Source organism: Candidiatus Paracoxiella cheracis (assembly GCF_049348705.1).
Lineage (GTDB): Bacteria > Pseudomonadota > Gammaproteobacteria > Coxiellales > Coxiellaceae > Paracoxiella > Paracoxiella cheracis.
Map to the genome: position 1 here is coordinate 1,234,004 of NZ_CP186485.1, position 13,602 is coordinate 1,247,605.

A 13,602-nucleotide genomic window follows, 5' to 3' on the forward strand; every position below is an offset into this window, starting at 1 on the left:
ACTCATTATAAGGCATTATTGTCTACAAATTTATTGAGGTTATTTACAACAATGCCAAAAGAAGAATCCATTGAAATGCAAGGTGTCGTGATCGACAGCCTGCCCAATACAACATTCCGCGTAAAACTCGAAAACGGTCACGTGGTCACCGCACATATTTCCGGTCGCATGCGCAAGCATTATATTCGGATTTTGACCGGTGATAACGTCACTGTTGAACTCACGCCTTATGATTTAACACGCGGAAGAATTGTATATCGTGATACCGGCAAAAGACGCCCGGAACAACAAAAAGACTCAGATGATTCTACTACTGAAAAGTAACTGGATGGCGAATTCGCAATTCACCCTTTTCAATGCCAACTTCAACTTCATCACCGTCTTCTAAATTTCCAAATAATAACTCATCGGCAAGCGGTAATTTTAATTTTTCTTGAATTAACCGCGCCATCGGTCTTGCGCCCATTTTTTGATTGTAACCCTGCTTTGCCAAGCATTGTTTTGCCGCCGATGTGACACTTAATTTCACACCCTTTTCTTTGAGCTGATCACGTAATTCACGTATAAATTTATCTACAACTTTCAGTACCGTCGCATCATCTAGATATTTAAACTGAACCGTTGCATCTAAACGATTGCGAAATTCGGGTGAAAAACAATGTTTGATGGCACTCATACTTTCTTGTTGCTCATCTTGTACGGCAAAGCCAATAAATCCTCGCTCCAAATTTTCTGCACCAGCATTCGTCGTCATGACAATGATGACATGACGAAAGTCTGCCTTGCGCCCATTATTATCGGTCAAGTGACCATAATCCATCACTTGTAATAAAATATTGAAAATATCGGGATGCGCTTTTTCAATTTCATCGAGCAATAGCACCGCGTGTGGATGTTTGCGAATTGCCTCCGTCAACAATCCTCCTTGATCGTAACCGACATAACCGGGTGGCGCACCAATTAATCGCGATACCGTGTGACGCTCCATATATTCGGACATATCGAATCGAATTAATTCAATACCTAATTCTTTTGCTAATTGCCGCGTGACTTCCGTCTTACCAACACCCGTAGGCCCTGCCATTAAGAAAGAACCCACAGGTTTATTAACATCATTTAGACCCGCGCGCGATAATTTAATCGCATCACACAATGTTTCAATCGCTTCTTCCTGCCCAAAAACCACTCGTTTTAATTTACGCGGCAATTGCATGAGAAGCTGTTTGTCGGAGCTACTAATCGTTTGAATCGGAATTCTTGCAATTTTTGCAATGACCACTTCAATCTCTTCTGCCGAGATCGTTTGTTTGCGCTGACCATCCATTTGCAATCGTTCAAAAGCACCCGCCTCATCGATCACATCGATCGCTTTGTCAGGCAGATAACGATCTGAAATATACCGTGCTGATAAATCCACCGCGCGTTTTAATGCTTCGTTTGTATATTTAATATTGTGGTATTCTTCAAACCGCGATTTTAATCCTTGTAAAATTTCAATCGTGTCATCGCGCGTCGGTTCAACGATATCAATTTTTTGAAATCGGCGTAACAACGCATGATCCTTCGAAAAGAAATTGCGATATTCTTCGTAAGTCGTTGCACCCATACACCGCAACTCCCCCGATGTTAATAGCGGTTTAATCAAGTTCGATGCATCCATCGTTCCACCCGTTGCTGAGCCGGCACCGATTAAATTATGAATTTCATCAATAAAGACAATCGCACCGCTTTCTTGTCCTAATGCACGTAACACAGCTTTGAATCGTTTTTCAAAATCGCCACGGTATTTTGTGCCGGCTAATAAAATACCTAAATCTAAAGAATAAATGGTAGTGTTTGCCAAGGGTTGGGGTACTTTTTTTTGAACGATAAGCTGTGCTAATCCTTCTACGATAGCCGTTTTACCAACACCAGCATCGCCGACTAATAACGGATTATTTTTATTACGACGACATAAAATTTGAACGGCTCGCATCAATTCATCAGCGCGACCAATCAGCGGATCCGTACGACCACATTCTGCTTTTGCATTTAAATTAATCGTATAAAGTTCAATGAGATTATCATCGACGGTGGATTCATGAAAACGTCCTGTTTCCATCGGTTGACTTTGTTCCGGCATTAACCGCGGATCGCGAATGTCTTTTACGATACCTTGTGTTGTGTAATTAATCACATCTATACGGCTAACGTTTTCCTGACTCAAAAAATATACGGCTTGGCTTTCGGGTTCACTAAAAATAGCGGTTAATACATTGGCTCCTGTGACTTCCGGATTGCCACTGCTTTGAACCTGATAAATAGCGCGTTGCAATACGCGTTGAAAACTCAACGTGGGTTGAATATCTCGCTCAACGTTCAGCGGAATATGCGGTGTGGTTTCATCGATAAAAATACCAAGCCCAGCTCTCAATCGATCCACATTAGCACCGCAAGCTGATAGAATTTTGCCGGCCTCAGGGTTGTCCAATAACGCGAGCAACAAATGTTCGACCGTAATGAATTCATGACGCTTTTCACGTGCTTGTGAAAAGGCCCGATTGAGTGTTTGTTCTAGCGTTTTACTAAACATGGCCGCTCTCCCCTAACAAACATCCGGCAAACTCCTTGTCTGCTCACCCTAGCCCTTAGGCTCCTAGAAAATTCCTCTCCATACCTTAAATTTAGCCAATGAAGAGGGGCTTTTCCTACACTATAGCGGTATTTGTACTGATGGACTGTTATTTTATTCTGTTATACAAATACTTAGATACAATACCTAAAAATACGATGATGTTTTAATAATTTTTTAATATTGCGTTAATCTACGTAATGTATGATTTAAGGGATACGACACAACTAACAAGGAAAGAGACAGAAAATGGGCCGTCACACGCATTCACCTGACAATCCACCTAAACAAGATGATCCAGTAATACAATCACCGCAGGGTCGCAAAAATCCAAGCATCGCGATTAACGGTCATGCACTGTTTCAACCCTCAGTGGATCCTCTTATCCGGCATATTTTAAGAAGGCAAGATGAATTAATTAAATTATTAATGAATAATTTTAGAACAAACAAAAAAACACCGAAATCTGTTCCCCTATCATCAGGAGAAAGCGCACTCTTGTCTCGGTTAACCGAAAAGTATCATGATATCGATATGGCACGCTCTCCTTGCCATTTAACTTTAGAATTACTCAACAAACAACCTGTTGGAATCCCAACAACACCTGAACAGTCTCCTGAAGAAGTCGCGCTCGCTTTATTTGAGGATCTTGATACGTTAGAAAAATATATAAACAAAACAGGTTTAACACCTGTAACCCAAAAAGAATTGGCGTTATTTGCTAATAAACTGAGTCCTAACGTCGAAGCTATTTTTAAACTCGCCATGGAAAAACACGAGGTTTTTACCAGCAGCACTGCACCCGCCGCCTGATAAAATACACTCAATCACAGCAAAGCTAATCACATATGCTTAATCATTTCGTCACCAAACTGTGAGCAACTCACTTGCTTCGCGTCATCCATTAAGCGTGCAAAATCATACGTGACAGTTTTGTTTTTAATCGCACCCGCCATGCCTTTAATCACTAAATCCGCAGCTTCTTTCCAACCTAAATGAATCAGCATTAACTCAGCCGACAAAATAATCGAGCCCGGATTCACTTTATCTTGCCCCGCATATTTTGGCGCCGTGCCATGGGTTGCCTCAAACAAGGCGACTGTATCACTTAAATTTGCACCCGGTGCAATACCAATGCCACCGACTTCAGCGGCCAATGCATCGGAAATATAATCACCGTTTAAATTCATGGTTGCAACAACATCGTATTCATCCGGACGCAGCAATATTTGTTGCAAAAATGCATCGGCAATAAAATCTTTAATCACAATCTCGTTGCCAGTATTCGGATTTTTAATCGTTTGCCATGGGCCACCCTCTAACGGTTTGGCACCAAATTCTTTGATTGCGACTTGATAACCCCAGTCTTTAAATGCGCCTTCGGTAAATTTCATGATATTACCTTTGTGCACTAGCGTAACCGATTTACGATCGTTGTCGATAGCATATTGAATAGCACGACGCACTAATCGGGAGGTACCTTCTTCTGATACAGGTTTAATGCCAATACCGCTTGTATTGGGGAAACGAATTTTTTTCACGCCCATCTGTTCTTGCAAGAAATCAATGATCATTCTGGCTTCTGGCGTGCCGGCTTGCCATTCAATGCCCGCATAAATATCTTCAGAATTCTCGCGAAAAATCACCATGTCAACTTTTTGAGGCTCTTTAACGGGACTTGGCACACCGTCAAAATAACGAACCGGACGCAAGCACACATACAAGTCTAAATGCTGACGCAGCGCCACATTTAAAGAGCGAATACCACCACCAACGGGTGTTGTCAGCGGACCTTTAATCGCAACAGAGTATTCTTTGATTGCTTCAAGCGTTTCATCGGGCAACCACACATCGTTACCATAAACTTTCGTCGCTTTTTCGCCGGCATAAATTTCCATCCATGAGAATTTACGTTTACCGCCATAAGCTTTTTCAATTGCTGCATCGATAACTTTGCGCATTACTGGCGTGATATCCACACCAATTCCATCACCTTCAATAAAGCCAATGATTGGTTGGTCGGGCACATTTAATGAAAAATCTTGGTTGACCGTGATTTTTTCACCGGTCGTTGGCACTTTGATGTGTTGATATGCCATCGCAAAACTCCTGAAGCTGATATTTTGAAGGACGTTAGCATAACACTAAATAAAGTGACTTTCTAACCCCCAATCCCTTTCAGCCAATAAACATTGCATCGCCATAACTAAAAAATCGATAACCTTTTTTCACTGCTTCTTGATAAGCATCTCTAATAAATTCATAGCCTCCAAACGCCGAAACCAACATCAATAACGTGGAACGCGGCAAATGAAAGTTCGTCAGCAAAGCATCGACACAGCGAAAACGATAACCGGGATAGATAAATAAGCGAGTGTCGCCGGTGAACGGCTTAATCTCTCCAGAGTGCGCAGCAGTTTCCAAACAGCGCACTACCGTCGTTCCAATTGCGACAACCCGCCCACCTCTTTCACGACAAGCTTCAATAGCCTGACAGGTTTCCGCCGAAACCTCTACATTTTCACGGTGCATGTCATGCGAATCTAGATCGTCAACTCGAACGGGCTGAAAAGTCCCCGCACCGACATGAAGCGTCACCGTTGCCTTCTCAATGCCTTTTCGTTCAATAGCTTGCAGCACATCCCGATCAAAATGCAACCCCGCTGTCGGCGCGGCAACGGCCCCTTCTTTTTGGGCATAAACCGTTTGATAGCGCTGTTGGTCCGCAGCCTCCGGTGAGCGCTGAATGTAAGGGGGCAACGGTATCTCACCGTGCTTTTCTAGAAGTGTAAGCACACTCTGATCGGATTCAAATTGCAGCTCATAAAACTCACCCTGGCGCCCGATGACTGTGGCATCAAACGCATCGGCAAAACGGATTGCGCTACCCGGTTTTGGCGATTTACTCCCGCCAAGTTGGGCTAGCAAACGGTTTGGGGGCAAGACTCGCTCGACCAAGCATTCAACTTTTCCCCCACTCGCCTTGCGACCGTAAAGTCGAGCGGGAATGACCTTGGTGTCGTTGAAAACCAGTAGGTCATTTTTATTGAGAATATCAACTATCTCATTGAATTTTCTATGATTTATTTGCAACGTATTGGGATTTAGATGCAATAGGCGGCTGCTGCTGCGCTCAGGCAGCGGGGTTTGTGCAATGAGCTCAAATGGCAGTTCGTAGTCGAAATCGCTGGTAGTAAATTTAGTCATCAGAGGGATCATTTTAATCGATTTGAACGGGATTTCAATTGCGGCAGAATTAAAAGCAAGGAATACGCTTTAACGTAAGCAAATCAACCTCAACTTTGATAAAATAGGCCAAACTCAGGGAAGCGAAACTGCGGCAGGAAGCCTAATGACAGAGAAACACTATGGCAAACCGCATTCAACGAGGCTGGGAACTAACCAAACAAAGCCTTCAAATCCTCAAGGCAAACAAACAAATCTTGCTCTTTCCGATTATCAGTGGGATTGTCTGCTCGGCTATTCTTTCTTTGATTGTGAGACCCCTCTGGCACATTGAATACAACTACTTACAAACAGGCCAACAACACGCCCTATCAACAACTCTTGGCATTATTGCTCTGATCGTAGCGCTATTCGTATGCAACCTTATTGTCATATTTTGCAATGCAGCATTAATCGCCACGATCGCCAACTACTTTAAAACCCAAAAACTAAGCTTGCGTTACGGACTAAAAGCAGCAAAAGCGTGTTTTCCTGCCATTATTGTCTGGACTTTATTTAATACTACCATCGGCTTTACTTTGCGTACCTTTCAATCTCGACTCGGACAAATTGCTGCAATTGCCGCTGTATTACTAGGCATTGCATGGACGATTGTTTCTTACTTCATTGTTCCTATTTTAGTGCTAGAAAAAATTGGTCCGATCACAGCAATCAAACAATCTGCTCATGTACTGCATAAAACTTGGGGACGTTCGTTGATATCAACTATTGGTTTAGGCTTGATTCTCTTTATCGCGCGATTAATGGTGCTTACTCCGCTTGCTATCGGAATTTATATCGGCGGTGGGCATCATATCTTTATCGCACTCATGATCAGTGTTGTATTATTGGTCATTTTAACGATAATCAGCAGCGCTGCAAAAAATATACTTCGCACCGCATTATATCTGTATGCCACCGACAACAACATCGCTCTACCCTACAACATTAACACCATTAAACACGCTTTTCGCTCTAGAGAACTTAAGAGCACATCTTGAAATCTATCTTCAGCTAATTAAATAGTTTTCAATTGCTTACTTATTGTGATTGGGATTACTGTTTTTCGGGAATCGCCATCCCTGGCTGCTAAGTACATCCATGGTACTTACGCCCGAAAAACAGTAACCCCAATCCCTATGCCGCAATGGAAATCGATAAAGCACTTTATGGCATTGACGATCACCGACAAGAAGCCGATAATTATAACTATGTCAAAGAGACTTGCGACGATAAGGAAATCCTATGAAAGCCTCTGACCTTTTTTTGCGCTGCCTCGAAGAGCGCGGTGTAAAATATATGTATGGTGTGCCGGGTGAAGAAAATGCGGACATCATGATTTCGCTACTAAACTCCTCCATTGAATTTATCATTTGCAATCACGAGCAAAGTGCTGCATTTATGGCCGATATGTACGGCCGTTTAACAGGCAGCCCAGGAATTTGTTTATCAACACTCGGTCCCGGCGCAACGAATCTCGCAACAGGCGTTGTCAGCGCGCAACTCGATCATTCACCCTTAATTGCTATCATCGGCCAAGCAGCGACAACTCGCTTGCATAAAGAATCGCATCAAAATGTGCATGCCATCCCGATGTATCAACCCGTCACAAAGTGGGCAACATCCATTCGCGATCAAAACGTTATTCCCGAAGTACTCGAAAAAGCGTTCAAAGTGGCTATCACCAGCAAACCCGGTGCCGTAGTTGTCGAATTACCCGAAAATATCGCGAAAGAAGATACGGATGCAAAACCAATTTATCACCCAGTCAATAAGTTTGAGCGCGGCGTTGAATCGCACCACGTCGAAATGGCTTTAGAACTCATTGAAAATGCACAAGCGCCTTTGTTGCTAGTGGGTTCTGGTGCCGTGCGTGAATCTTGCAACAAAGAATTGAAAGAATTTATGGACAAAACGGGAATTTATGGCGCTGTTACATTCATGGGCAAAGGTGCTATTTCTGCAAGACACCCCAAATCTCTATATTGTGTTGGTCTAGGCATGAAAGATATCGCACTCAAGACTTTTGACGAATCCGATTTGGTTATCGCCATCGGTTACGATATGGTTGAGTGGCATCCCGACCGATGGAATAGCGGTTGTCAGAAAAAAATTATTCATATCGACACCCTGCCCGCCGAAGTTGATAAAAATTACTTACCTGAAATAGAATTAGTCGGTGAAATAACCGGCATCTTAAGACAAATTAATTCAAAATTAACAAACAAACAAAAAAAAGATGAAAGCAAATTTGCAAAAATACGTGATGAAATCACGGCTGATCTTGAAAAACATAGCGATGATGATTCTTTTCCGATGAAACCCCAGCGCATTCTAAGCGACCTACGCAAAGAAATGCGCGATGACGACATTTTAATTAGCGATGTCGGCGCTCACAAAATGTGGGTAGCGCGTCAATACCCTACCTATAAACCAAATACATGCTTTATTAGCAATGGATTTTGTTCCATGGGAATTGCGATGCCAAGTGCTTTTACCGCAAAACAGTTATATCCAGAAAAACGCATAGTCGCCTTGTGTGGCGATGGTGGATTCATCATGAGTATCCAAGCGCTTGCAACCGCAGGACGCTATAAAATGCCTTTTACCGTTTTAGTTTGGGAAGATCACCAATATGGATTAATTGAATGGAAACAAGAAATGGAATTTGGTAAACATTCTCACATCGATTTAAACGGTGCTGATTTAGTAAAAGTTGCAGAAGGGTTTAGCTGTAAAGCCGTTCGCCTCACTGCCGTTGAGGAATTTGTTCCCGAGCTGAAAAAAGCATTCGCTGAAAAACATTGCCCTTCTGTTATCGTCATTCCTGTAGACTACAGTGAAAACCTAAAACTCACGAAACGCTTAGGTGAATTATTAAGTCACTAATTAAATGATGGGAGTAAAATATGGCACGTGAACCAATGATTTTTAGGCTTTGGTATTATATCATCTCTGCTATTTCATTCGCCGTAATTATCATCGTTGCTTTTTTCTGGTTACCAATCTTATGGTTCCTCATCGGTGTGGTTCCCCTATTTTTAATTGGTCTTTATGATATTTTTCAGAGATGCAGCAATATATTAAGAAACTACCCTGTTTGGGGTCATTGGCGTTACACGTTATTAAAAATACGCCCGCAAATACAGGCTTACTTCATTGAAACTGAATTGAGCGCAACGCCTTTTAGCCATGCACAACGCTATCTTGTTTATGAAAGAGCTGCACAAACGGAAGATACCGTGCCATTCGGTACACAACTGGACGTGCACGAAGTCGGCTATGAATGGGTCAATCAGTCTATGTCACCCAAAGAGCCTAAACTCGACGGCTCAACGCGTGTGATAATCGGCGGACCACAATGCAAACATCCTCACAGTTCCTCACGTTTGAACGTATCTGCGATGAGTTTTGGAGCGATTAGTGCAGAAGCTGTTCGCGCCTTAAACCGTGGTGCGCGATTAGGACGCTTCCATCAAGACACCGGCGAAGGTGGATTAAGCAAATACCATTTGATGGAAGGTGGCGATATCGTTTGGGAAATAGGCACAGGTTATTTTGGATGTCGCACAAAAGACGGAAAATTCGATCCTGAATTATTTAAAGAAAAAGCGCAGCACCCGAATGTCAAAATGGTGGAAATTAAAATTTCTCAAGGGGCTAAACCTTCACACGGTGCAATATTACCAGGTGTTAAAGTTACCAAAGAATTAGCAGAAGCGCGTGGTGTAAAAGAAGGTGTTGATTGTTTATCACCTCCCGCTCATTCCACCTATTCAACACCAATCGGACTGTTGGAGTTTGTCCAACAATTACGAGAATTGAGCGGCGGCAAACCTTCTGGATTTAAATTATGTATTGGCATACGTCGCGAATTTATGGGCATCTGCAAGGCGATGTTAGAAACAGGTATTTATCCCGATTTTATCGTGATCGATGGTTCTGAAGGTGGAACCGGTGCAGCACCGATTGAATTTACAAACCGCGTTGGCGTACCTGTAAATGAAGGCTTAATCTTCGCTCACAACTGTTTGGTTGGAACCGGGTTGCGCGAACACATTCGTTTAATCGCCAGCGGCAAAATTATCACCGGCTTTGATATGATAACCAAAATTGCGCTGGGCGCTGACATTTGTAATAGTGCTCGCGGCATGATGTTTGCATTGGGTTGCGTGCAATCGCGACGCTGCCACTTAAACACCTGCCCCACAGGTGTCACTACACAAGATCCCAAACGTCGTTATGCATTGGATATCGATAAGAAAGCACCGTACGTCGCCAATTTTCATCGCAACACACTCAAAAGCTTTCTTTCCGTATTAGGTGCTACGGGTCTCGATAAACCCGAAGACTTGCATCCACGCATCATCCATCGCCGAGTCAGTAAAGATAAAGCGTTAACTTACGATGAAATTTTCCCTTATCTTAAACCTAACGACATCTTGAACGGCACAGCACCCGAAGATTACATGGCGATATGGGAGCGCTCACAAGCAAATGATTTCCGTGGTGTCATAGAAGAAACCCACCGTGCCCCCAGCCATACAAAATAAAAGAGGTAATTAACAATGACCATACAAACTGTAAATCCCGCAACCGGTGAAACCATTAAGTCGTACAAGGAAATGTCATCACAAGAAGTTGATCAACTCATCGATGATACCTATAACGATTATTTAAAATGGCGGGACACGAGTTTTACGGAACGCAGTAAATTACTGCATCAGGCTGCCGATTTATTACGAAAAAATAAAACTAAATACGCCGAATTAATGGCAAAGGAAATGGGTAAACCCATCACAGCCGGTGAAGCAGAAGCCGAAAAATGTGCTTGGGTTTGCGAATATTATGCTGATAATGCTGAAGACCTATTAAAGCCGAGACCCATCAAAACCGAAATGAAAAAAAGCTATGTGGCTTATCGACCCGCGGGTGTTATTTTCGCCATCATGCCGTGGAATTTTCCGATGTGGCAAGTTTTTCGCTTTTGCGCACCAAATTTGATGGCGGGTCACGGCTGCCTTTTAAAACATGCGCCGATTTCGACGGGAACCGCATTAGAAATTGAAAAATTATTGCAAGAAGCAGGTTTGCCTAAAAATATTTTTCGCACATTAATCATCGATACCGACGAAGCAGCCAACGTCATCGCCAACCCAAAAGTTGCCGCAGTGACATTAACGGGTAGCGAGCGCGCCGGCGCAGCCGTAGGCAACGAAGCAGGAAGATCGCTAAAGAAAGTTGTATTAGAGCTCGGTGGCAGCGATCCTTACGTCGTTTTAGAAGATGCGGATTTAAATATCGCCGTTGAAAACTGTGTGGCATCGCGATTAAACAACACCGGACAAGTGTGTATCGCTGCAAAGCGCATGATTATTGTCGATTCAGTTTACGATAAATTTAAAGAAATGGTGTTGAAAAAAATTAAAGAGTATCACGTGGGTAATCCTATGAGTCGAGACACCAACATGGGCCCCATGGCACGAGAAGATTTACGTGCCGAGGTTCACAAACAAGTTCAAGAAAGTATTCAAAAAGGTGCAAAATGCGAAACCGGTGGAGAGCTGCCCAAAGGCCAAGGGTTTTATTACCCACCCACCGTCTTAACCGACGTGAAACCCGGTATGGCTGCATTCGATACTGAAATTTTTGGCCCGGTTATTGCGTTGATTCGTGCGAAAGATGAAACACACGCCATCGAGCTTGCGAACGATACAAAATATGGCTTAGCCGCTGCGGTATTTACGCAGGATCTTGAGCGGGGTGAAAAAATCGCTCGAGAGAAAATCCGTGCAGGCAGTTGCGCTGTTAACACATATGTAAAATCAGACCCTCGTTTGCCTTTTGGTGGTATTAAACAATCAGGATACGGGCGCGAGCTGGCTGCGGAAGGTATTCAGGCGTTCATGAATGTTAAGACCATATCAATCGCTTAAAATTAAAATAGTAAGTCTGTGCCCTCTAGATGCGGAACGCCATCACATGTGTCACTCCGAGCGAAGCGAGGAGTCTCATGACCGCAGCAGCGTGCTATCGCTCTTGAATTTCAATTGCTTGCCAGTACGAGAAAGAGTCCGTGTTTTTCGGGAAGCGCCATCCGTAGCTGCTTAGTGCCATCCTGGCACTAACGCCCTAAAACACGGACCCTTTCTCTTTGCCGCAATTGAAATTCTTTTCCAATCCAGCAGATTGAAACGGAGAGGGCGGGATTACTCGTGACCCTCCTGGTCACTCGCCCTTCGGGCCGGCCTACGGCCGTTCAAAATCGGCAATCCCTGCCGATTTTGTCAAACCCAACTTTAATATCACGCGGGTTCGAATTCCATCATTCTCTCAGCCAATCTATTGGGTAAGACCTTTGGCCTTATCCAATAGATTGGAACGGAGAGGGCGGGATTCGAACCCGCGTGGGCCAATAAAGGCCCCATCCGATTTCGAGTCAGACGAGGATTCATAAGAACCTTTTAAAAACAATACGTTAAAATAATTCCACTTTTGTTTAATGCCGCTAGAAACCGCATGACACCGTTGCCTACTTTTCAAAGTTGGCACAAAATGGGCACAGTGAAAAAAGGTAATTTAGACCGTTTTCTTGTGTGCTTCCCAGAATGAATGAGCTTAGGGTAGCTTTTTTAGGAAAAATGAACCCCATTGATTGAATAATAACTAACCAGAAACGAAAATATCTCGTATTTGTATCTATTTTTAACCTGAGTTCTGTATAAGAAAAGGAATAAGTGAATGAAATAATTGAAAAAAAGACCGGAACCGCTAAAATTTAGCTCCAAAATTACAGCTAAATAATGTAACAGGAGTTAATCATGTTGGCACCGGTCACGGAGATTTTTTGTGATATGGATGATTTTTGCAAGGATTATTTGAAAGGTCAATCAAAGTATTTGCTACCGAACCCAGACAGAAAACGAGATCGAGCGATGCAAATGAGCTTGTCTGAAATTGGCACCATCATTGTGTTGTTTCAAATGAGTCACTATCGCACATTTAAGGATTTTTATTGTGGATGTGTTTTACAAGACATGAAGAAGTATTTTCCTACGGCGCTGAGTTACACACGTTTTGTCGCCTGCCAATCAGCAGCGCTAATGATGCTCGCCGCCTATTTGCTTTCGAGAAAGGGCAAACACACGGGATTGTATTATATTGACTCAACTACACTACGCGTATGCCACAATAAACGAATTTATCGAAACAAGGTTTTCAAAGGCATTGCTAAACGCAGTAAAAGCACAATGGGCTGGGTTTACGGCTTTAAACTACATATTGTGATTAATCATCAAGGGGAATTAATCCGTTTTTGTTTAACGAAAGGGAACGTGGATGATCGCGCTGTTGTTAGAAAATTAATGGCTAATTTAAAGGGGTTGGGCGCTGGCGATAAAGGGTATCTTGGAAAAGATCTTGCGGACGATTTGGCAAAACACGATTTAAAATTTGTGACAAAAGTCCGTAAAAATATGAAGAACAAAATGCTTTCTGCATTTGAAAAGTTTTTCCTAAAACAACGTGGCATCGTAGAAACGATTATCGATCAGTTGAAAAACTTGTATCATGTTGAGCATTCGCGTCATCGTAGTCCGATTAATTTTTTAGTCAATACCCTTGCAGCGCTAATTGCCTATTCTTGGCGACCAAACAAACCAGGAATAAAAACCAACAATATAAAGAATAATTTATACGCAGTTATCCAGAACTGAGGTTATTTTTAATAAATCCTTCAGATTAGGTGATTAATATAATCACAGCGC

General features: G+C 42.8%; 10 protein-coding genes. 7 read left to right on the forward strand and 3 right to left on the reverse strand.

Features of this window, described 5'->3' with window-relative positions; translation table 11 throughout:
• Positions 1 to 51: 51 nt before the first annotated feature.
• On the forward strand, positions 52 to 324 hold the full coding sequence (gene infA / locus ACJMKR_RS06390) for a translation initiation factor IF-1 (protein WP_423062362.1): 273 nt from the start codon (positions 52 to 54) through the stop codon (positions 322 to 324).
• On the opposite strand, the gene clpA is transcribed toward infA, so the two are convergent.
• The gene (clpA, locus tag ACJMKR_RS06395) at positions 311 to 2,572 is read right to left on the reverse strand and encodes an ATP-dependent Clp protease ATP-binding subunit ClpA (RefSeq protein ID WP_423062363.1); all 2,262 of its coding nucleotides are present in this window, start codon (positions 2,570 to 2,572) and stop codon (positions 311 to 313) included. The genes infA and clpA overlap by 14 nt on opposite strands.
• 288 nt (positions 2,573 to 2,860) lie before the next feature.
• On the opposite strand from clpA, the gene ACJMKR_RS06400 reads away from it, so the two are divergent.
• Complete coding sequence (locus ACJMKR_RS06400) at positions 2,861 to 3,424, forward strand: hypothetical protein (protein WP_423062364.1); 564 nt, start codon at positions 2,861 to 2,863, stop codon at positions 3,422 to 3,424.
• Between the two features lie 29 nt (positions 3,425 to 3,453).
• Here ACJMKR_RS06400 and icd read toward each other — a convergent pair whose 3' ends face one another.
• Both icd and queA read right to left on the reverse strand, forming a co-directional pair.
• On the reverse strand, positions 3,454 to 4,710 hold the full coding sequence (icd, locus tag ACJMKR_RS06405; RefSeq protein WP_423062365.1) for an NADP-dependent isocitrate dehydrogenase: 1,257 nt from the start codon (positions 4,708 to 4,710) through the stop codon (positions 3,454 to 3,456).
• A 79-nt stretch (positions 4,711 to 4,789) separates the two neighbouring features.
• On the reverse strand, positions 4,790 to 5,821 hold the full coding sequence (gene queA / locus ACJMKR_RS06410) for a tRNA preQ1(34) S-adenosylmethionine ribosyltransferase-isomerase QueA (RefSeq protein ID WP_423064203.1): 1,032 nt from the start codon (positions 5,819 to 5,821) through the stop codon (positions 4,790 to 4,792).
• Positions 5,822 to 5,979: 158 nt separating this feature from the next.
• On the opposite strand from queA, the gene ACJMKR_RS06415 reads away from it, so the two are divergent.
• The 5 genes from ACJMKR_RS06415 (at position 5,980) to ACJMKR_RS06435 (ending at position 13,551) form a co-directional block, all read left to right on the forward strand.
• Entirely contained in the window at positions 5,980 to 6,837 is an 858-nt protein-coding gene (locus tag ACJMKR_RS06415) for a DUF6159 family protein (RefSeq protein WP_423062366.1), read from the forward strand.
• Between the two features lie 244 nt (positions 6,838 to 7,081).
• Entirely contained in the window at positions 7,082 to 8,725 is a 1,644-nt protein-coding gene (locus tag ACJMKR_RS06420; RefSeq protein ID WP_423062367.1) for an acetolactate synthase large subunit, read from the forward strand.
• Positions 8,726 to 8,745: 20 nt separating this feature from the next.
• A complete protein-coding gene (locus tag ACJMKR_RS06425; RefSeq protein ID WP_423062368.1) occupies positions 8,746 to 10,389 on the forward strand; it encodes an FMN-binding glutamate synthase family protein in 1,644 nt (547 codons plus the stop codon).
• A gap of 15 nt (positions 10,390 to 10,404) precedes the next feature.
• On the forward strand, positions 10,405 to 11,772 hold the full coding sequence (locus ACJMKR_RS06430; protein WP_423062369.1) for an NAD-dependent succinate-semialdehyde dehydrogenase: 1,368 nt from the start codon (positions 10,405 to 10,407) through the stop codon (positions 11,770 to 11,772).
• A gap of 885 nt (positions 11,773 to 12,657) precedes the next feature.
• On the forward strand, positions 12,658 to 13,551 hold the full coding sequence (locus tag ACJMKR_RS06435) for an IS982 family transposase (RefSeq protein ID WP_423062298.1): 894 nt from the start codon (positions 12,658 to 12,660) through the stop codon (positions 13,549 to 13,551).
• Positions 13,552 to 13,602 lie beyond the last annotated feature (51 nt).

Excerpts from the sequence above, each read along its gene's own strand:
- icd (WP_423062365.1), bottom strand. The coding sequence starts at position 4,710 with ATGGCATATCAACACATCAAAGTGCCAACGACCGGTGAAAAAATCACG.
- ACJMKR_RS06435 (WP_423062298.1), top strand. The coding sequence starts at position 12,658 with ATGTTGGCACCGGTCACGGAGATTTTTTGTGATATGGATGATTTTTGC.
- clpA (WP_423062363.1), bottom strand. The coding sequence starts at position 2,572 with ATGTTTAGTAAAACGCTAGAACAAACACTCAATCGGGCCTTTTCACAA.
- infA (WP_423062362.1), top strand. The coding sequence starts at position 52 with ATGCCAAAAGAAGAATCCATTGAAATGCAAGGTGTCGTGATCGACAGC.
- ACJMKR_RS06425 (WP_423062368.1), top strand. The coding sequence starts at position 8,746 with ATGGCACGTGAACCAATGATTTTTAGGCTTTGGTATTATATCATCTCT.
- ACJMKR_RS06430 (WP_423062369.1), top strand. The coding sequence starts at position 10,405 with ATGACCATACAAACTGTAAATCCCGCAACCGGTGAAACCATTAAGTCG.
- ACJMKR_RS06400 (WP_423062364.1), top strand. The coding sequence starts at position 2,861 with ATGGGCCGTCACACGCATTCACCTGACAATCCACCTAAACAAGATGAT.
- ACJMKR_RS06420 (WP_423062367.1), top strand. The coding sequence starts at position 7,082 with ATGAAAGCCTCTGACCTTTTTTTGCGCTGCCTCGAAGAGCGCGGTGTA.
- ACJMKR_RS06415 (WP_423062366.1), top strand. The coding sequence starts at position 5,980 with ATGGCAAACCGCATTCAACGAGGCTGGGAACTAACCAAACAAAGCCTT.